The sequence below is a fragment of the Gallaecimonas sp. GXIMD4217 genome (assembly GCF_038087665.1).
In the GTDB taxonomy this organism is placed as follows: Bacteria; Pseudomonadota; Gammaproteobacteria; order Enterobacterales; family Gallaecimonadaceae; genus Gallaecimonas.
On record NZ_CP149925.1, the window covers coordinates 544,222 to 562,169 of the forward strand.

Here is a 17,948-nt window from a genome sequence, read left to right on the forward strand (position 1 = left end):
TGAGTTGGCGCCTATTGTATCGCAAGCGTTCACACAGGCCAGTGCCAAGAGATGTGCAAGAGCATAGGAAAGCGATTGCGTTTTCGGATAAAATGGCGCCGCCTTTATTACCGGGCCCACATCGGGCGCATGACTGGGAGACACCATGCTGGACTCTAAAATGACCCTTGCCGAATTCGATCACGAGCTGTGGAACGCCATGAGCGACGAGGTGCGTCGCCAGGAAGAGCACATCGAACTGATCGCTTCCGAGAACTACACCAGCGCCCGTGTCATGGCCGCCCAGGGTTCTCAGCTGACCAACAAGTACGCCGAAGGCTATCCCCACAAGCGCTACTACGGCGGCTGTGAATACGTGGACGTGGCCGAAGATCTGGCCATCGCCCGCGCCAAGGAGCTGTTCGGCGCCGACTACGCCAACGTCCAGCCCCATTCCGGTTCCCAGGCCAACAACGCCGTGTTCCTGGCCCTGGTCAAGCCCGGCGACACCGTGCTGGGCATGAGCCTGGCCCACGGCGGCCACCTGACCCACGGCGCCGCGCCCAACTTCTCCGGCAAGAACTACAACGCCGTTCAGTACGGCATCAACGAAGAGACCGGTGAAATAGATTACGAAGAGGTGCGTGCCCTGGCCAAGGAGCACCAGCCGAAGATGATCATCGCCGGCTTCTCCGCCTATTCCGGCGTCATCGACTGGGCCAAGTTCCGCGCCATCGCCGACGAAGTGGGCGCCTACCTGTTCGTGGACATGGCCCACGTGGCGGGCCTGATCGCCGCCGGCCTGTACCCCAACCCGCTGCCCCACGCCCACGTGGTCACCACCACCACCCACAAGACCCTGGCCGGTCCCCGTGGTGGCCTGATCCTGTCCGCCTGCGGCGACGAGGACATCTACAAGAAGCTGAACTCCGCCGTCTTCCCGGGCAGCCAGGGCGGCCCGCTGATGCACGTCATCGCCGCCAAGGCCGTGGCCTTCAAGGAAGCCCTGAGCCCCGAGTTCAAGGCCTACCAGCAGCGCGTGCTGGACAACGCCAAGGCCATGGTCGCCGTGATGCAGGAGCGCGGCTACAAGATCGTCTCCGGCGGCACCCAGAACCACCTGTTCCTGGTCGATCTCATCGACAAGGACATCACGGGTAAGGACGCCGATGCCGCCCTGGGCCGCGCCAACATCACCGTCAACAAGAACTCCGTGCCCAACGATCCCCGTTCCCCCTTCGTGACCTCCGGTCTGCGCCTGGGCACCCCGGCCATGACCATGCGCGGCTTCCAGGTGGAAGAGGCCAGGCAGGTGGCCAACTGGATCTGCGACGTGCTGGACAACATGGGCGACGAGTCCGTGGTCGAGCGGGTCAAGGGTGAGGTGGTCGAGCTGTGCCGCCGCTTCCCGGTTTACGGTTAACCTGTTGAGCCGATTCCGGTATTCTAGGCAGGCCGCGTAAGCGGCCTGCTTTGTTTTAGGAGCCCAGATGCACTGCCCCTTTTGTGCCGCCGCCGACACCAAGGTCATCGACTCCCGCCTGGTGGCCGACGGCCACCAGGTACGCCGCCGCCGCGAATGCCTGCACTGCCATGAACGCTTCACCACCTTCGAGAGCGCCGAACTGGTCATGCCCAAGGTGGTCAAGCACAGCGGCATCCGCGAGCCCTTCGACGAGGATAAGCTGCGCAGCGGCATCCACCGCGCCCTGGAGAAGCGCCCGGTGTCCGCCGACAAGGTCGAACAGGCCATCAACAAGATCCAGAGCACCCTGCGCGCCACCGGCGAGCGCGAGGTACCCTCGACCATGATCGGCGAGCTGGTCATGGACGCCCTCAAGGGCCTGGACAAGGTCGCCTACATCCGCTTCGCCTCCGTGTACCGCAGCTTCGAAGACGTGCGGGAATTCGGCGAGGCCATCGCCCGCCTGGAAGACTGATGTTCAGCCAAGACGATCATCACTGGATGGCCAGGGCCATCCACCTGGCCCAGAAGGGCCGCTACACGGTGGAACCCAACCCGGCCGTGGGCTGCGTGCTGGTCAGGGACGGCAAACTGGTGGGGGAGGGCTGGCACATCCAGGCCGGCGGTCCCCACGCCGAGGTCCATGCCCTGCGCCAGGCGGGCGACAGGGCCAAGGGCGCCACCGCCTACGTGACCCTGGAGCCCTGCTCCCACCACGGCCGCACCCCGCCCTGTGCCCAGGGCCTGATCGACGCCGGCGTGGCCCGGGTGGTGGCGGCCATGGTCGACCCCAACCCCCAGGTGGCCGGCCGCGGCCTGAAGATGCTCGAGGCCGCCGGCATAGAGACCGCCCATGGCCTGCTGGCGGCCGATGCCCGGGCCCTGAACCCCGGCTTTTTGACCCGCATGGAAAAGGGCCGCCCCTTCGTGCGCATCAAGCTGGCGGCCAGCCTGGACGGCTGCACGGCGCTGGCCAACGGCCGGTCCAAGTGGATCACCGGTGCCGAGGCCAGGGCCGACGTGCAGCGGCTGCGGGCGCTCAGTGGCGCCATTGTCACCGGCAGCGGCACCGTGCTGGCGGATGAGCCGGCCCTGAACGTGCGCGCCGCGCAGTTCCCGGACCCTTATCCCCTCAAGACCCCGCGCCAGCCGCTGCGGGTGGTGCTGGACAGGCGCCAGCGGCTGAGCCCCGACAACCCCTTCTTCGCCCATGAGCTGCCGACCCTGGTGGTGAGCGACAGCAAGGATCCGCGCCACTTCCCGGATGGCGTCGAGAAGCTGGCCCTGGCCGGCGGCCCGGAGGCGCTGCTGGCGGAGCTTGCCAGGCGCCAGATCAACTCGGTGCTGGTGGAGGCCGGCGCCTCGCTTGCCGGCGCCTTTATCGCCGCCGGGCTCTGGGACGAGCTGGTGCTGTACCAGGCCCCCAAGCTGATGGGCCTGGACAGCCGGGGCCTTTTGGCCCTGCCGGCCTTTGACCACATGGCGCAGGTGCCCCGGGTGCGCATTGCCGATGTGCGCCCGGTAGGGCAGGATCTGCGCCTGACACTGACACCGGAGGCCTGATGTTTACCGGCATTATCGAAGCGGTGGGCACCATCGCCACCCTCAAGCGCCAGGGCGACGACTGCCAGGTGCGCATCCACAGCGGCAAGCTGGATCTGGCCGACGTCAAGCTGGGCGACTCCATCGCCACCAACGGCGTCTGCCTGACCGTTACCGAACTGCACGGCGACGGCTACAGCGCCGACGTCTCCGGCGAGACCCTCAAGCGCACCGGCTTCAACCACTACCGTGCCGGCGACAGGGTCAACCTGGAGAAGGCCATGCAGCCCCAGAGCCGTTTCGGCGGCCATATCGTCTCGGGGCACGTGGACGGCCTAGCCAGGGTGGTGAGCCGGGACAGCCTCGGCAAGGCCATCGAATTCTGGCTTGAGGCGCCGGTGGCGCTGGGCCGCTATATTGCCGAGAAAGGCTCGGTGACCACAGATGGCATCAGCCTGACGGTGAATGCCGTCGACGGCGACAGATTCAAACTGACCATAGTGCCCCATACGGCACTGGAGACCACCATCGACCACTGGCAGCCCGGGCGCCTGGTCAACCTGGAAGTGGATATCCTGGCCCGGTACCTGGAGCGCCTGATGGGCGCGGCAACTCAAGACAAGGCCGGCGGCGTCTCGATGGACCTGCTGGCCAAAAGCGGCTTTCTAAAAGGTTAACAACATGGCTCTGTCCCCTATCGAAGACATCATCGAAGACATCCGCGCCGGCAAGATGGTCATCCTCATGGATGACGAGGACCGGGAGAACGAAGGCGACCTGATCATGGCCGCCGAGTGCATTACCCCCGAGGCCATCAACTTCATGGCCACCCATGGCCGCGGCCTGATCTGCCTGACCCTGACCCAGGAGCGCTGCCAGCGCCTCAACCTGCCGCTGATGGCCAGGGACAACAACGCCCGCTTCGGCACCGCCTTCACCCAGTCCATCGAGGCCGCCGAGGGCGTCACCACCGGCATCAGCGCCGCCGACCGCGCCCACACCGTGCGCGTGGCCGTGGCCAAGGACGCCAAGGCCGCCGATCTGGTCCAGCCCGGCCACATCTTCCCCATCCAGGCCCAGGAAGGCGGCGTGCTGACCCGCGCCGGCCACACCGAGGCCGGCTGCGATCTGGCCCGCCTGGCCGGTTTCGAGCCGTCTTCGGTGATCGTCGAGATCCTCAACGAGGACGGCACCATGGCCCGCCGCCCCCAGCTGGAGGAGTTCGGCGAGAAGCACGGCATCAAGGTGGGCACCATCGCCGACCTCATCGAGTACCGCTCCCATAACGAGACCACCATAGAGCGCATCAGCCAGTGCCGGCTGCCCACCGCCGTCGGCGAGTTCGAGCTGATCAGCTACCGCGACACCATAGACGGCCGCCTGCACTTCGCGCTGCAGAAGGGCGAGGTCAGCGCCGAGGAGCCTACCCTGGTGCGGGTGCACCTGCATAACCGCCTCACCGATCTGCTGCTGTCCGACCGCAGTTTCAGCCGCAGCTGGCCCCTGTACAAGGCCATGGAGCGCATCAACCAGGAGGGCGGCGTGCTGGTGCTGCTGGGCTCGGAGGAGACCGACGAGGATCTCATCAACAAGCTCAAGCACTTCGCCGCCCAGGACAAGGGCGAGGAGCCGCCCCGTGCCCCCTGGCTCGGCACCAGCCGCCGGGTCGGCATCGGCTCCCAGATCCTGGCCGATCTGGGCGTGCGCCGCATGCGCCTGTTGAGCAGTGCCGACAAGCGTTACCACGCCCTCGGCGGCTTCGGTCTCGAGGTGGTGGAATACGTCTGCGAATAAGTAGGCGACTCCCAGGCGCTGTGCTACCATAGCGCCGTTTTTTCATAGGCTAGGGGATACCCATGAAAGTCATCGAAGGCGGCTTTTCCGCCCCGAAACGCAAATTCGCCCTGGTGGTGTCGCGCTTCAACAGCTTCATCGTCGACTCCCTGGTGGACGGCGCCGTTGACGCCCTCAAGCGCCACGGCCAGGTCGGCGAAGACAACATCACCATAGTGCGTGTCCCCGGTGCCGTTGAACTGCCCCTGGCCGCCAAGCGCGTTGCCGCAACCAAGCGCTATGACGCCATCATCTCGCTGGGCGCGGTGATCCGTGGCGGCACCCCGCACTTCGATTACGTGTGCAGCGAGTGCAACAAGGGGCTGGCGCAGGTGGCCATGGAATACGACATTCCCGTGGCCTTTGGCGTACTGACCACAGACACCATCGAGCAGGCCATCGAGCGTGCCGGCACCAAGGCCGGCAACAAGGGCGCCGAGGCGGCCCTGTCCGCCCTGGAGATGGTCAACGTACTGGATGAACTGGGAGAATAAGGTGAAACCGGCTTTTCGTCGCAAGGCACGTCGTTACGCGGTCCAGGCCCTGTATCAGTGGCAGATGACCAATGACCACGTCAGCAACATCGAGCATCAGTTCCTGACCGAGCAGGACATGAACGATGTCGATGTGGACTACTTCCGCAACCTGCTGACCGGTGTCGCCCAGTGCAAGGACGAACTGGACGCCATTCTGAGCCAGTACGTGACCCGCCCCCTGGAAGAGGTGGATCACGTTGAGAAGGCGGTACTGCGTTTAGGCATGTACGAGCTGACCAAGCGCAAGGATGTCCCCTACAAGGTGGTGATCAACGAGGCCATCGAACTGGCCAAGACCTTCGCCGCCGAGGACAGCCACAAGTTCGTCAACGGTGTGCTCGACAAGTACGTGCGCAACGCCAAATAACAGGGCCGAGATGCCACTGGATAGTAAGGAGGGCCAGCAGTCATTGCTGGCTTTTTGTTGATGCCGACCCGTGAATTTTCGCTGATCGACCAGTATTTCAAGGGCCGTGGCCACCAGCGCAAGGACGTGGTGCTGGGCATAGGCGACGACTGCGCCCTGCTGAAGATGCCGGAGCAGAACCTGCTGGCGGTGACCACAGACACCCTGGTGGCCGGGGTGCACTTCCACCACGATGCGCCGCCCCGGGCCATAGGCCACAGGGCTGTGGTGGTGAACCTGTCCGATCTGGCCGCCATGGGCGCCGATCCGGCCTGGCTGTCCCTGGCCATTACCCTGCCAGAGGCCGACGAACAGTGGCTGGCGGAGTTCTCCGCAGGCGTGGTGGAGCTGTGCGAATACTACGGCGTGGCCCTGGTCGGCGGTGACACCACCCGGGGCCCCCTCAGCATCACCATCACCGCCCAGGGCACAGTGCCCCAGGACAAGCAGCTGACCCGCGGCGGCGCCAAACCCGGCGACTGGCTGTACGTGACCGGCACCCTGGGTGATGCCGGCCTGGGCCTGGCCCTGATCGAGGGCCGGGAGGAAGCCACCGCGGACCACCGGGAATACCTGCTCAACCGCCATTACTACCCCACCCCCAGGCTGCTGGCGGGCCAGTGCCTGCGCGGCGTGGCCACCAGCGCCATCGATCTCTCAGACGGCCTGGCCAGCGATCTGGGCCATGTGCTCGATGCCTCCGGCTGCGGCGCCAATCTGTTCCTGGAGAAGATCCCCCTGAGCCAGGCCATGGTCGGCACGGTGCCACTGGACAAGGCCCTGGAATACGCCCTGGCCGCCGGCGACGACTACGAACTGCTGTTCACCATACCCGAGGCCCAGAAGGGTGCCCTGGACACCCTGCTGGCCCACAGCGGCGTCAAGCACAGCTGCATCGGCCAGTTGCGTGGCGGCAAGGGTATCAGCTTCCTCAACCATGGCCAGCCGGTGGAACTGGATCTCAAGGGCTACGAGCACAGCTGGGGGAACCATGGATCCGAAGACTAGGCTCAGGCTGTCCAATCCCTGGCACTTCCTGGCCCTGGGTTTCGGGTCTGGCCTGGCCCCCAAGGCGCCGGGCACCTTCGGCAGCCTGGCCGCCATCCCCCTCTACCTGCTGATGATGCACCTGCCCTGGCCGGCCTACCTGGGCCTGACGCTGCTGGCCATGGTGCTGGGGGTCTACATCTGCGAGCGGGCCAGCCGCGACATGGGCGTCCACGACCATCCGGCCATCGTCTGGGACGAAGTGGTGGGCATGCTGATCACCCTGTTCCTGGCCCCCCAGGGCTGGCAATGGCTCCTGGCCGGCTTCGTCATCTTCCGCTTCTTCGACATCCTCAAGCCCTGGCCCATCCGCTGGTGCGACCGCAAGGTCCACGGCGGCTTCGGCATCATGCTCGACGACGTGCTGGCGGGGCTCTTTTCCCTGGCCAGTCTCCAGGCCCTGGCCGCCTGGCTGGCCTGAGCGAAATAAAAAAGCCTCGCTATTGCGAGGCTTTTTCATCATGAGGCTGCAACCCTCCCTGGTGGTTCCTTCCGGCTCGGCCATCCTCGGCCTCGCATTCGCCTGCGCAGGAGCAGTGCTCCTGCTTCGAGGCTCATCCTGCAATGCCAGGGCTTTTTGCTGCCTAAGGCCTTACGCCAGCCGGGCGCGGATACGGGCTTCGATGCCGGCGCCGTCCAGGCCCAGCTCGCTGAGGATCTCGCTCTGGCTGCCGTGCTTGATGAACTCATCGGGCAGGCCCAGCATCAGCAGGGGCTTGAGCAGGCCCTCGGCCATCAGGAACTCGCCCACGCCGGCGCCGGCGCCGCCCTTGATGACGTTGTCTTCCACGGTGACCAGCAGATCATGGCTGTCGGCCAGCTCGCGGATGAGCTGCTCGTCCAGCGGCTTGACGAAGCGCATGTCGGCCACGGTGGCGTCCAGGGCCTCGCCGGCCTCCAGGGCGGCGCTCAGCAGGGTGCCGAAGGCCAGTATGGCCACCTTCTGGCCGCGGCGGCGCACCAGGCCCTTGCCGATGGCCAGCAACTGGGGCTCGGCGTCCAGCTCGGCGCCGGTGGCGCTGCCGCGGGGGTAGCGCACCGCCGCGGGTACATCGAGCTGGTGGCCGGTGTGCAGCATGTTGCGGCACTCGTTCTCGTCGCTGGGGGCCATGATCACCAGGTTGGGCACGCAGCGCAGGTAGCTGAGATCGAAGGCGCCCTGGTGGGTGGGACCGTCGGCGCCGACCACGCCGGCGCGGTCGATGGCGAACAACACCGGCAGCTTCATGATGGCCACGTCGTGGATCAGCTGGTCATAGGCCCGCTGCAGGAAGCTGGAGTAGATGGCCACCACCGGCCTCAGGCCCTCGATGGCGAAGCCGGCGGCCAGGGTCACCGCGTGCTGTTCGGCGATGGCGGCGTCGAAGTACTGGTTGGGGTATTGCTGGCTGAAGCGCACCATACCGGAGCCTTCGCGCATGGCCGGGGTGATGGCCATCAGCTTGTCGTCCCTGGCGGCGGTGTCGCACAGCCAGTCGCCGAAGATGGTCGAGAAACTGGGCTTGCCGCCCTGGGACTTGGGCAGGCAATCCTGGCTGGGGTCGAACCTGGGCACGCCGTGGTAGCCGATGGGATCCTTCTCGGCGGGCTCGTAGCCCTTGCCCTTCTTGGTCATCACGTGCAGCAGCTGCGGCCCCTTGAGGTTGCGCATGTTGCGCAGGGTGTCCACCAGGGCTTCCACGTCGTGACCGTCGATGGGGCCTATGTAGTTGAAACCCAGCTCCTCGAACAGGGTGCCGGGTACCACCATGCCCTTGAGGTGCTCCTCGGCGCGGCGGGCCAGCTCCTTGATGGGCGGCAGGCCGGACAGTACCTTCTTGCCGCCTTCGCGGATGGAGGTGTAGAGGCTGCCGGACAGCAGCCGGGCCATGTGCTTGTTCAGCGCCCCGACGTTCTCGGAGATGGACATCTCGTTGTCGTTGAGCACCACCACCATGTCCTTGTGGATGTCGCCGGCGTGGTTCATGGCCTCGAAGGCCATGCCGGCGGTCATGGCGCCGTCGCCGATCACCGCCACCACCTTGCGGCCGGCGTCTTCCTTCTCGGCGGCGATGGCCATGCCCAATGCGGCGGAGATGGAGGTGGAGGAATGGCCCACCGACAGCACGTCATATTCGCTCTCTTCCCGCCAGGGGAAGGGGTGCAGGCCGCCCTTCTGGCGGATGCTGTGCATCTGGCCACGGCGGCCGGTGAGGATCTTGTGGGGATAGGCCTGGTGGCCCACGTCCCAGATCAGCCGGTCGAAGGGGGTCTGGTAGACATAGTGCAGGGCCACGGTCAGCTCCACCGTGCCCAGCCCGGAAGCCAGGTGGCCGCTGGAGCGGCTCACTGAATTCAGCAAGAAATGGCGCAGCTCCACGGCGACCTCGTTGAGGCGCTCCTGGGGCAGCTGGCGCAGATCCTGGGGCGAGTCGATGGTCGCCAGCAGGGGGTAATCGTTCTTTTCTTTGGTCATCTTAGTGTTTTCGGGCCCTGTCTAGAGTTCCCTGGCGATGATGTAGCGGGCCAGGTCGGCCAGTTTGTCGCTATTGTAGGGCAAGGCATCCAGGCTGGACAGGGCTTCTTCCACTAGGGTGGCCGCCTTGACCCTGGCCCGGTCCAGGCCCAGCAGGGACGGATAGGTGGCCTTGTGGTCGCGTTCGTCCTTGCCCTGGGTCTTGCCAAGCACCTGGGTGTCGGCGGTGACGTCGAGGATATCGTCCTGGACCTGGAAGGCCAGACCGATGCAATCGGCGTAGCGGGCCAGCCTGGCCTTCTGCTCGGCGGTGATCTCGTCCGACAATAGGCAGGGTAACATGACCGCCGCCTTAATCAGGGCGCCGGTCTTGTGGTTGTGGATGGCCTCCAGGCCGGCCAGATCCACGGGCGCGCCGGTGGCGGCCATGTCCATGGCCTGGCCGCCGCACATGCCGGGCAGGCCGGCGGCCTGGGCCAGCAGCAGGAACAGCTCCCGGGTGGCGGCGGCGCTGGCCAGCTCCACCTTGGCCAGCTCGGCAAAGGCCAGGCTCTGCAACGCATCGCCGGCCAGCACCGCTGTGGCCTCGTCGAAGGCCACATGGACGGTGGGCTGGCCGCGGCGCAGCTCGTCGTTGTCCATGGCCGGCAGGTCGTCGTGGATCAGCGAATAGGCGTGGATGCACTCGATGGCGGCGGCGACGGGATCCAGGCGCTCGGGGGCGATGCCCAGCAGCTCGCCGGTGGCGTAGACCAGGAAGGGGCGCACCCGCTTGCCGCCCAGCAGCACGCCGTGGCGCATGGCGGCCAGCAGCCGGGGCGCCAGGGCCGGCTGCTGGTCGAGCAGGGCGGCCAGGTAGTCGTCGATGCGCTGTCTGTTGCCGCCCAGGGCGGCCTGCAGGCTCATGGCTGCTCGTCCTCGAAGGGGGCCAGCTGGCCCTGTTCGCCTTGGCCCAGCAGTACCTGTACCTTCTGCTCGGCGCTCTTGAGCTTGCCTTCGCCGGCCCTTGCCAGGCTGATGCCGCGTTCGAACTGCTTGAGGGCCTCGTCCAGGCTCAGCTCGCCCTGCTCCAGCTGCTGGACTATGGTTTCCAGCTCGGCCAGGTTTTCCTCGAAGGTCATCTTTTCCGGTTGTTTCTTGGCCATAGTGACTCTCTTGGCATGAAAGATGCTCAGGTCTTGGCCTATACCGCCGATAACAGGGAAGGCCGCGCCGGATCAACTGTGATCGATGGCGCACAAGGTACTGTTTGCGTGTCGACAAATCAAACCATGCTATTGCCCGGAAGGAAGGCGGCGGAGACAATAGCCCGTCGATAAAGTACTGGGTAATGCAGCAGCTTCTGGGAGAGATTGAGTGGATCTGGCAACACTGATCGGACTGATTGGCGCCTTCGGCTTCGTGATCATGGCGATGGTCAACGGCGGCGACCCCGTCATCTTCGTGGACACCAACTCCATCCTGATCGTCTTCGGCGGTTCCCTGTTGGTGGTACTGATGAAGTTCAACGTGGGCCAGTTCTTCGGGGCCGCCAAGGTCGCCAGCAAGGCCTTCATGTTCAAGCTGGACAAGCCCGAGGACATCATCGAAAAGGCGGTGGAAATGGCCGATGCGGCCCGCAAGGGCGGCTTCCTGGCCCTGGAAGAGGCCGAGATCAAGAACCCCTTCCTGCAAAAGGGCGTGGACCTGCTGGTGGACGGCCACGACGCCGACGTGGTGCGTTCCAACCTGGAGAAGGACATCCACCAGACCACGGAACGCCACGAGCTGGGCGCCAACGTCTTCAAGGCCCTGGGCGACGTGGCCCCGGCCATGGGCATGATAGGTACCCTGATCGGCCTGGTGGCCATGCTGTCCAATATGGACGACCCCAAGGCCATAGGCCCGGCCATGTCGGTGGCGCTGCTGACCACCCTCTACGGCGCCATGCTTGCCAACATGGTGGCCATTCCCATCGCCGACAAGCTCAACCTGCGCATGGCGGAGGAAATGCGCAACCGCAAGCTGATCCTCGACGCCGTGCTCTGCATCCAGGAAGGCCAGAATCCCAGGGTCATAGACGCCATGCTCAAGAACTACCTGGCCGAGTCCAAGCGCCAGGTGAAGACCACGGACGAATAAGGGGCCGGCCGTGGAAGAAAAATGCAAATGCCCGCCCCCCGGCCTGCCACCCTGGATGGGCACCTTTGCCGATCTGATGTCGCTGCTGATGTGCTTCTTCGTGCTGCTGCTGTCCTTCTCGGAAATGGACGTGCTCAAGTTCAAGCAGATCGCCGGCTCCATGAAGTACGCCTTCGGCGTGCAGAACCGCATCGAGGTCAAGGACATCCCCAAGGGCACCTCGGTGATCGCCCAGGAATTCAGGCCGGGCCGGCCCGAGCCCACCCCCATCGAAACCATCCAGCAGCAGACCATGGAGCTGACCCAGCAGATGCTGGAATTCCAGGAGGGGGAAGAGGACTACGCCGGCGGCGTCAACGAACAGCGGGGCGCCAAGCGCGGCGGCGAGACCTCGGCCACCGGCGAGGCCCAGACCGAGGAGATCCCCACCGAGCAGCAGCAACAGCTCAACGAGCTGGCCAGGCAGATGGCCGACCAGCTCGAAAACGAGATCCTGGAAGGGGCCATCGAGCTGGAGGCCCTGGGCCAGCAGATCATCATCCGCATCCGCGAGAAGGGCGCCTTCCCCAGCGGCAGCGCCTTCCTGCAGCCCAGGTTCAAGCCGGTGATCCAGTCCGTGGCCAGGCTGCTGACCACGGTACCGGGGGTGGTGACGGTGTCGGGCCACACCGACGATCTCAAGGTCTACTCCGAGCTGTACCGCTCCAACTGGGAGCTCAGCGCCGAACGGGCCGTGGCCGTGGGCCACGAGATGCTGTCGGTGCCCGGTTTCGACCCCAACCGCCTGGTGGTGCGCGGCCTGGCCGACACCCAGCCGCTGGTGGCCAACGACTCGGCCGCCAACCGGCGCCTGAACAGGCGGGTGGAGATCGCCATCATGCAGGGCAAGCCCAAGTACAGTGAGGAAGTGCCGGCCCTGCAGAACTGAACATGCAAGGGCGGGCGGGGCGCTGTATAATCCGCTCGCTTTTTTACCAAGACAGGCAGGCCCGTGAAGTTCATCATCAAGCTCCATCCCGAAATCACCATCAAGAGCAAGTCGGTACGGCTGCGCTTTATCAAGTTGCTGGAGTCCAACCTGCGCAACGTGCTCAAGCGGGTCGGCGAGGGCATCAAGGTGGACAGGTTCTGGGACAAGCTGGAGGTGCGGGCCCCGGACGACGCCGATCTGGAGGCGGTGCTGGAAAAGCTCACCCACACCCCAGGCGTCTGCGCCGTGCTGGAAGTGGCCGAGCATGCCTTCGAGGACATGGAAGACATCTACCGCGCCGTCCAGGCCCAGTGGGGCGACAAGCTGGCCGGCAAGAGCTTCTGCGTGCGCTGCAAGCGCAGCGGCAAGCACGAGTTCACCTCCATCGACGTGGAGCGCTACGTGGGCGGCGGCCTCAACCAGAACAACCCCACCGGCGGCGTCAAGCTCAAGAAGCCCGATGTTACCGTGGAGCTGGAGATCGACAGGGACAAGCTGTACCTGGTTTCCCGCCGCCATGCCGGCCTGGGTGGCTTCCCCATCAAGACCCAGGAAGACGTGCTGTCGCTGATCTCCGGCGGTTTCGACTCCGGGGTGTCCAGCTACATGACCATCAAGCGCGGCTCCCGCACCCATTACTGCTTCTTCAACCTGGGCGGCAGCGCCCACGAGATCGGCGTCAAGCAGGTGGCCTACCACCTCTGGGACAGGTTCGGCGCCTCCCACAGGGTCAAGCTGATCGCCGTGCCCTTCGAAGGGGTGGTGGCGGAGATCCTGGAGAAGGTGGACGACGGCCAGATGGGCGTGATCCTCAAGCGCATGATGATGCGGGCCGGCGCCCGGGTGGCCGAGCGCATGGGGATCCAGGCCATCGTCACCGGCGAGGCCCTGGGCCAGGTGTCCAGCCAGACCCTGACCAACCTCAATGTCATCGACAGGGTCACCGACACCCTGATCCTCAGGCCGCTGGTGTCCTACGACAAGCAGGAGATCATCGACATCGCCGACGCCATCGGCACCGGCGATTTCGCCCGTACCATGCCGGAATACTGCGGTGTCATCTCCAAGAAGCCCACCGTCAAGGCGGTGCTGTCGAAGATCGAGGCGGAAGAAGACAAGTTCGATTATTCGGTGCTGGACCGGGCCCTGGAGCAGTCACAGATCTTCGATATCCGCGACATCGAGCGGGAAACCGACCAGCAGGTGGTGGAAGTGGAGACGGTGAGCCAGGTGCCGGCCGAGGCCGTGATCCTGGACATCCGCAGCGCCGACGAGGAAGAAGAAGCGCCCCTGGAGCTGGAAGGCGCCGAGGTGCAGCACCTGCCCTTCTACAAGCTGGGCACCCGCTTCGGCGATCTGCCCCAGGACAAGACCTACTTCCTCTACTGCGACCGCGGCGTGATGAGCAAGCTGCAGGCCCTGTACCTGGCCGAACAGGGCTTTGCCAACGTCAAGGTGTTCCGCCCCTAAAGCAGCACCATGGGCGCGGCCACCCGCTGCGCCTTCTCCTTGCCCAGCAGCAGCTCCACCAGGGCCAGGGCAAAGGCCAGGGCCGTGCCCGGCCCCTGGCTGGTGATCAGCCTGTGCTGGTCATCGCGGACCACGGCGGCGCCGGCCTTGAGCCTGTAGTCGCCGAGCAGGTTGTGAAAGCCGGGATGGCCGGTGATCTTGGCCTTGGCCGGGATCAGGCCGTTGGCGGCCAGGGACAGGGCTGGGGCGGCGCAGATGGCGCCTATCCAGCGGCCCTCGGCCTGGTGGCCCCTGAGCATGCCGACCAGGCCCTGATGCTGGCCCTGGCGCTCGGCCCCACCCAGGCCACCGGGCAGGGCGATCAGCTCGAACTGGAACTCGGCTATTTCCTCGAAGGTGGCGTCCGCCACCAGCCGGCTGCCCCGGGCGCAGGTCACCTGGCGTTCGTCCAGGCTGGCCAGGGTCACCTCCAGATCGGCCCGGCGCAACACGTCCACCAGGGTGATCACTTCCATCTCTTCGCTGCCGTCGGCAACGGTTACCAGAATCGTCATGGGCACAGCGCCTCTATTGCCACCACCAGCTGCCGATGCCTCGGGGCATCCAGTCCCCTTTGCTCGGCCCTGTCACAAATATAACCGTTGATGAAGGCGATTTCGGTGGGGCGACCGGCCAGGCGGTCCCTGAGCATCGACGACTGGTTGGCGGCGGTCTGCCTGGCCACCTGCAGGGTCCTGGCCAGGATGGCCTCGGTGCTGGCGTCTATGCCTTCGGCCTGCATCACCGGTGCCAGCTCGCCGGCCAGGGCCTCGAGCTCGGTGCGGTAGCTGGCCTGGCAAAGCTCGCCGTTGCGCACCCCGTCGCGGGCGGTCAGCGGGTTGATTAGGGCGTTGATGGCCAGCTTCCACCACAGGGGTTCGAAGACGTTGTCGAAGGGCAGAGCCTGCGGCTGGGCGATGTTGAGCAGGTTGTGGATCTGGGCCTGCTGGGCCGGGTTTGGCCTGGCGCCGGCACTGCCGTACCAGCACTGGCCCCAGCCGGTGTGGTGAACGCCCAGCTCGTCCTTGAGGGCACCGTGGGTGGTACTGGCCAGCACCAGGGGATTGGGGCAGTTGGCCTGGACCCACAGGTGGGGGCCGAGGCCGTTGTGCATCAGCACTATGGGGATGTCAGCAGGCAGGGCTGGCAGCAGTGGCGCCAGGGCCGTCTCGACCTGGTAGGCCTTGACGCAGACCAGCAGCAGTGCCGGCGCCTGGCCCGGTTTCAGGGTGATGGTGTCGCCATCGAGTCGCACCTCGGCGACGGGGCCGTAGCGCCCCAGCAGGGTGACCGGGTGGCCGTGCCTGGCCAGGCGGCCGGCACAGAGGCTGCCGATGGCGCCGTTGCCTAGGACGGTGACCGGCGTAGCCACAGCACCAGTGCCAGCAGCAGGTGGAAGATGGCGATGCCGGCCAGATCGGCCAGCCAGTCCAGCCAGGAGGCCTGGCGGTAGGGCAGCAGCCACTGCATGGCCTCGATCAGGGCGCCGTAGGCGGCCAGGCCCAGCCATTGGGGCCACAGCGGCCGACGCCAGGCACCGTAGCTGAGCAGGGCCAGCACGAAGAAGGCCAGGGCATGCATGCTCTTGTCGCCACCCGGGGTGGGATAGCTGGCCTTGGTCACGGCCAGCAGGGCGATGGTCATCACCGCCATGGCCAGCAGGGTCTGGTAGGTTCGGGTGGAAAAAAGCAGGGCCCGCATAGGTTCTCCGTTCAACGTCAGGGCCATTGTAAACTAGCGGCCCCCGCCTTGTTCAAGGGTGAACAGCTGGCAGATCAGTCCGAGGTCCTGTGCCAGGGGGCCACCCAGGGCAGCATCAGCATGCCGGGAATGGCCACGGCGGCGCACACCAGGTAGAAATCGACCCAGCCCATGGCCTCCACCATAAAGCCGGTGCCGGCATTGGCCAGCACCCTGGGCACGGCGGTCAGCGCCGTGAGCAGGGCCAGCTGGGTGGCCAGGTAGGTCTTGCTGGCCTCCCGGGCGATGAAGGCGGTCAGGGCGGCGGCGCCCAGGCCGACCCCGAAATACTCGAAGGCCACCACGGCCCCCAGCCACCAGAGATCGCGCTGCTCCGCGGGCAGGGAGGCCAGCAGGGCATAACCGAAGATACTGGCCATCTGCACCAGGCCGAACAGCCACAGGGAACGGTTGATGCCGATCCTGAGCATTACCAGGCCCCCCACCAGGCTGCCGACGACCACGGGCCAGAGCGCGGCATGCTTGGCCACCAGGCCGATCTCCGACTTGCTGTAGCCCATGTCCAGGTAGAAGGGGGTCTGCAGGGCCGTGGCCATGTTGTCGCCCAGCTTGTAGAGCACCATGAAGCCGAGCACCAGCAGCGCCTGGCGGACGCCGCCGCGGGAGAAGAACTCCACGAAGGGCGCCACTATGGCCTGCTCCATGGTTTGCGGGTGGCGCTGGTGTTGGGGTTCGTCGGCCATACAGGTCAGCAGCAGGCCCACCGACATGAAGGCGGCAGTGATCAGGAAGACGCTGGACCAGGGCAGGTGGTCGGCCAGGATCAGCGACAACGAGCCCGGCACCAGGCCGGCCAGGCGATAGGCGTTGATGTGGATGGAGTTGCCCAGGCCCAGTTCGTTGTCTTCGAGGATCTCCCGGCGGAAGGCGTCGATGACGATGTCCTGGGAGGCGGAAAACACCGCCACCAGCACCGCCGCCACTATGATGGGTTTCAGCCCCTGGGCGGGGTCGGTGAAGGCGAAACTGGCCATGGCCAGCAGCAGGCCCAGCTGGGTCAGCAGCATCCAGCCCCGGCGCAGGCCCAGCAGCGGCAGCTCGAACCTGTCCATCAGCGGCGACCAGAGGAACTTCCAGGTGTAGGGGAACTGCACCAGCGACAGCAGGCCTATGGTGGCCAGATCCACGTTCTGGTCACGAAGCCAGCCCGGGATCAGCTGGAACAGGAAGAAAAGCGGCAGGCCGGAGGCGAAGCCGGTCAGGATGCAAAGGAAGAAACGGCGCTGCAACAGCAGCTGCCACCAGGATTGGCTTGTCAAAAGGGACTGTCCTTGCGCGTTCGGGAATGGGCGGTAGCAAGGTCACCAGAGTGCCTTGTCGGGGCCGAGCCTGCAAGGGCATCGGCAGCGCCCGATGGCCGGGGTTCAGCTTGGTTCAGGGACGGGGGGCAGGGCCTGTGGGGGCCTGGGCGGAGTCCCCCCTCAGGTAGCCCATGCCCTGCAGCAGGATGCTCTTGGTGGCCCAGTGGCCGCGCAGTCGGTAGGGCTTGTGGCGGCTCATCAGTCCCACCAGCAGCCAGAAGACCCGCTCCCGTTCGTGCTGGGGCTCGCCTTCCTTGGTGCCCAGGCTCTGCCAGTGCTCCAGCAGATCCCAGAGCGCGGCCTGCAGACCCTGGTCGTCTATGCGGTAGTGAAGCACGCCTTCCGCCAGTGCCAGCAGGGTCGGGATCTCGGCGTCCAAAAAGGCATTGATGGTGGCGTGCTGCTCATGAAATTGCTTGCCCATGAGCTAAGTATGGCTCAGCCCTCGGGCAGCAGCTTGGCCTCCTTGAGGATGATGGGGGCCGCTGGCACATCGGCGAATTCACCGCGCACCTCGGTGGGCAGCTGGGCGATCTGCATCAGCACCTCCAGGCCTTCCACCACTTCGCCGAACACGGCGTAGCCCCAGCGGCGCGGGTTGGGATCCAGGCGATCGTTGTCGGCCACGTTGAAGTAGAACTGGCTGGTGGCGGAATGGGGATCGTCGGTGCGTGCCATGGCAATGGTGCCGGTGCGGTTGGACAGGCCGTTGCCGGATTCGTTGACGATGGGCTTGTCGGTGGGACGCTCGTTGAACTTGAGATCATAGCCGCCGCCCTGGACCACGAAATCCTTGATGACCCGGTGGAACTGGGTGTTGTCGTAGTGACCCTTGGCCACGTAGCCGAGGAAATTGTCGACCGTGAGTGGGGCCCGGGTGCGGTCCAGTTCAACGATGACGTTGCCCATGTTGGTGCTGAACTGCACGCGGGGGAAGAGGTTGTCTTTCTGGATGTCGAGTTCGCCGGCGGTGCCGGCGAAGGTCACCAGCAGCAGTAGGGCGCTGAGCCAGGTGCGCATGAG

General features: G+C 65.7%; 21 protein-coding genes. 12 read left to right on the forward strand and 9 right to left on the reverse strand.

Annotation, left to right across the window (positions count from 1 at the left end):
• The first annotated feature begins 145 nt into the window (after positions 1-145).
• The 9 genes from glyA to pgpA all read left to right on the forward strand — a co-directional run bounded on the left by glyA (position 146) and on the right by pgpA (position 7,229).
• A complete protein-coding gene (gene glyA, locus WDB71_RS02705; protein ID WP_341503105.1) occupies positions 146-1,402 on the forward strand; it encodes a serine hydroxymethyltransferase in 1,257 nt (418 codons plus the stop codon).
• 67 nt (positions 1,403-1,469) lie between these two features.
• The gene (nrdR, locus tag WDB71_RS02710) at positions 1,470-1,919 is read left to right on the forward strand and encodes a transcriptional regulator NrdR (RefSeq protein WP_341503106.1); all 450 of its coding nucleotides are present in this window, start codon (positions 1,470-1,472) and stop codon (positions 1,917-1,919) included.
• Positions 1,919-3,007, forward strand: a complete 1,089-nt coding sequence (gene ribD / locus WDB71_RS02715) for a bifunctional diaminohydroxyphosphoribosylaminopyrimidine deaminase/5-amino-6-(5-phosphoribosylamino)uracil reductase RibD (protein ID WP_341503107.1) — start codon at positions 1,919-1,921, stop codon at positions 3,005-3,007. The genes nrdR and ribD overlap by 1 nt, the downstream gene beginning before the upstream one ends.
• Complete coding sequence (locus tag WDB71_RS02720) at positions 3,007-3,663, forward strand: riboflavin synthase (protein WP_341503108.1); 657 nt, start codon at positions 3,007-3,009, stop codon at positions 3,661-3,663. Before ribD ends, WDB71_RS02720 begins: the two co-directional genes overlap by 1 nt.
• A 4-nt stretch (positions 3,664-3,667) precedes the next feature.
• Entirely contained in the window at positions 3,668-4,780 is a 1,113-nt protein-coding gene (gene ribBA / locus WDB71_RS02725) for a bifunctional 3,4-dihydroxy-2-butanone-4-phosphate synthase/GTP cyclohydrolase II (RefSeq protein WP_341503109.1), read from the forward strand.
• Positions 4,781-4,842: 62 nt separating this feature from the next.
• Entirely contained in the window at positions 4,843-5,313 is a 471-nt protein-coding gene (ribE, locus tag WDB71_RS02730; protein WP_341503110.1) for a 6,7-dimethyl-8-ribityllumazine synthase, read from the forward strand.
• Position 5,314: 1 nt separating this feature from the next.
• Complete coding sequence (gene nusB / locus WDB71_RS02735; protein ID WP_341503111.1) at positions 5,315-5,722, forward strand: transcription antitermination factor NusB; 408 nt, start codon at positions 5,315-5,317, stop codon at positions 5,720-5,722.
• A 60-nt stretch (positions 5,723-5,782) separates the two neighbouring features.
• Positions 5,783-6,769 carry a thiamine-phosphate kinase gene (thiL, locus tag WDB71_RS02740; protein ID WP_341503112.1) on the forward strand — a complete coding sequence of 329 codons (987 nt, stop codon included), beginning with the start codon at positions 5,783-5,785 and terminating at the stop codon, positions 6,767-6,769.
• Entirely contained in the window at positions 6,753-7,229 is a 477-nt protein-coding gene (pgpA, locus tag WDB71_RS02745; RefSeq protein WP_341503113.1) for a phosphatidylglycerophosphatase A, read from the forward strand. The genes thiL and pgpA overlap by 17 nt, the downstream gene beginning before the upstream one ends.
• Before the next feature lie 171 nt (positions 7,230-7,400).
• Here the strand turns inward: pgpA and dxs are convergent, their stop codons facing one another.
• From dxs to xseB, 3 genes are read right to left on the reverse strand one after another with little or no spacing between them, the layout of a single operon-like run.
• Positions 7,401-9,263, reverse strand: coding sequence for a 1-deoxy-D-xylulose-5-phosphate synthase (gene dxs / locus WDB71_RS02750; RefSeq protein WP_341503114.1), 1,863 nt, complete (start codon positions 9,261-9,263; stop codon positions 7,401-7,403).
• A 21-nt stretch (positions 9,264-9,284) separates the two neighbouring features.
• Positions 9,285-10,169 carry a (2E,6E)-farnesyl diphosphate synthase gene (gene ispA / locus WDB71_RS02755; RefSeq protein WP_341503115.1) on the reverse strand — a complete coding sequence of 295 codons (885 nt, stop codon included), beginning with the start codon at positions 10,167-10,169 and terminating at the stop codon, positions 9,285-9,287.
• A complete protein-coding gene (xseB, locus tag WDB71_RS02760) occupies positions 10,166-10,408 on the reverse strand; it encodes an exodeoxyribonuclease VII small subunit (protein ID WP_341503116.1) in 243 nt (80 codons plus the stop codon). Before xseB ends, ispA begins: the two co-directional genes overlap by 4 nt.
• 211 nt (positions 10,409-10,619) lie before the next feature.
• Here xseB and pomA point away from each other — a divergent pair, with 211 nt between their 5' ends.
• The 3 genes from pomA to thiI all read left to right on the forward strand — a co-directional run bounded on the left by pomA (position 10,620) and on the right by thiI (position 13,824).
• Positions 10,620-11,384, forward strand: a complete 765-nt coding sequence (pomA, locus tag WDB71_RS02765; RefSeq protein WP_341503117.1) for a flagellar motor protein PomA — start codon at positions 10,620-10,622, stop codon at positions 11,382-11,384.
• 10 nt (positions 11,385-11,394) lie between these two features.
• Complete coding sequence (locus WDB71_RS02770) at positions 11,395-12,312, forward strand: flagellar motor protein MotB (RefSeq protein ID WP_341503118.1); 918 nt, start codon at positions 11,395-11,397, stop codon at positions 12,310-12,312.
• Positions 12,313-12,375: 63 nt separating this feature from the next.
• The gene (gene thiI / locus WDB71_RS02775) at positions 12,376-13,824 is read left to right on the forward strand and encodes a tRNA uracil 4-sulfurtransferase ThiI (protein WP_341503119.1); all 1,449 of its coding nucleotides are present in this window, start codon (positions 12,376-12,378) and stop codon (positions 13,822-13,824) included.
• Here the strand turns inward: thiI and WDB71_RS02780 are convergent.
• The 6 genes from WDB71_RS02780 to WDB71_RS02805 all read right to left on the reverse strand — a co-directional run bounded on the left by WDB71_RS02780 (position 13,821) and on the right by WDB71_RS02805 (position 17,945).
• On the reverse strand, positions 13,821-14,378 hold the full coding sequence (locus WDB71_RS02780; protein WP_341503120.1) for a DJ-1 family glyoxalase III: 558 nt from the start codon (positions 14,376-14,378) through the stop codon (positions 13,821-13,823). The two genes, thiI and WDB71_RS02780, sit on opposite strands and share 4 nt — an antisense overlap.
• Positions 14,375-15,235 carry a 2-dehydropantoate 2-reductase gene (locus WDB71_RS02785; RefSeq protein ID WP_341503121.1) on the reverse strand — a complete coding sequence of 287 codons (861 nt, stop codon included), beginning with the start codon at positions 15,233-15,235 and terminating at the stop codon, positions 14,375-14,377. Before WDB71_RS02785 ends, WDB71_RS02780 begins: the two co-directional genes overlap by 4 nt.
• Entirely contained in the window at positions 15,211-15,564 is a 354-nt protein-coding gene (locus WDB71_RS02790) for a VanZ family protein (protein ID WP_341503122.1), read from the reverse strand. The genes WDB71_RS02785 and WDB71_RS02790 overlap by 25 nt, the downstream gene beginning before the upstream one ends.
• 74 nt (positions 15,565-15,638) lie before the next feature.
• Positions 15,639-16,883 (reverse strand): AmpG family muropeptide MFS transporter, encoded by a 1,245-nt coding sequence (locus WDB71_RS02795; protein ID WP_341503123.1) that lies wholly within the window; start codon positions 16,881-16,883, stop codon positions 15,639-15,641.
• Between the two features lie 115 nt (positions 16,884-16,998).
• On the reverse strand, positions 16,999-17,349 hold the full coding sequence (locus WDB71_RS02800) for a hypothetical protein (RefSeq protein ID WP_341503124.1): 351 nt from the start codon (positions 17,347-17,349) through the stop codon (positions 16,999-17,001).
• Positions 17,350-17,363: 14 nt separating this feature from the next.
• On the reverse strand, positions 17,364-17,945 hold the full coding sequence (locus WDB71_RS02805) for a peptidylprolyl isomerase (protein WP_341503125.1): 582 nt from the start codon (positions 17,943-17,945) through the stop codon (positions 17,364-17,366).
• Between the last annotated feature and the right edge of the window lie 3 nt (positions 17,946-17,948).

Coding starts and splice junctions, on each gene's coding strand:
- glyA (WP_341503105.1), top strand. CDS start 146: ATGCTGGACTCTAAAATGACCCTTGCCGAATTCGATCACGAGCTGTGG.
- nrdR (WP_341503106.1), top strand. CDS start 1,470: ATGCACTGCCCCTTTTGTGCCGCCGCCGACACCAAGGTCATCGACTCC.
- ribD (WP_341503107.1), top strand. CDS start 1,919: ATGTTCAGCCAAGACGATCATCACTGGATGGCCAGGGCCATCCACCTG.
- WDB71_RS02720 (WP_341503108.1), top strand. CDS start 3,007: ATGTTTACCGGCATTATCGAAGCGGTGGGCACCATCGCCACCCTCAAG.
- ribBA (WP_341503109.1), top strand. CDS start 3,668: ATGGCTCTGTCCCCTATCGAAGACATCATCGAAGACATCCGCGCCGGC.
- ribE (WP_341503110.1), top strand. CDS start 4,843: ATGAAAGTCATCGAAGGCGGCTTTTCCGCCCCGAAACGCAAATTCGCC.
- thiL (WP_341503112.1), top strand. CDS start 5,783: ATGCCGACCCGTGAATTTTCGCTGATCGACCAGTATTTCAAGGGCCGT.
- pgpA (WP_341503113.1), top strand. CDS start 6,753: ATGGATCCGAAGACTAGGCTCAGGCTGTCCAATCCCTGGCACTTCCTG.
- dxs (WP_341503114.1), bottom strand. CDS start 9,263: ATGACCAAAGAAAAGAACGATTACCCCCTGCTGGCGACCATCGACTCG.
- ispA (WP_341503115.1), bottom strand. CDS start 10,169: ATGAGCCTGCAGGCCGCCCTGGGCGGCAACAGACAGCGCATCGACGAC.
- xseB (WP_341503116.1), bottom strand. CDS start 10,408: ATGGCCAAGAAACAACCGGAAAAGATGACCTTCGAGGAAAACCTGGCC.
- WDB71_RS02780 (WP_341503120.1), bottom strand. CDS start 14,378: ATGACGATTCTGGTAACCGTTGCCGACGGCAGCGAAGAGATGGAAGTG.
- WDB71_RS02790 (WP_341503122.1), bottom strand. CDS start 15,564: ATGCGGGCCCTGCTTTTTTCCACCCGAACCTACCAGACCCTGCTGGCC.
- WDB71_RS02800 (WP_341503124.1), bottom strand. CDS start 17,349: ATGGGCAAGCAATTTCATGAGCAGCACGCCACCATCAATGCCTTTTTG.
- WDB71_RS02805 (WP_341503125.1), bottom strand. CDS start 17,945: ATGCGCACCTGGCTCAGCGCCCTACTGCTGCTGGTGACCTTCGCCGGC.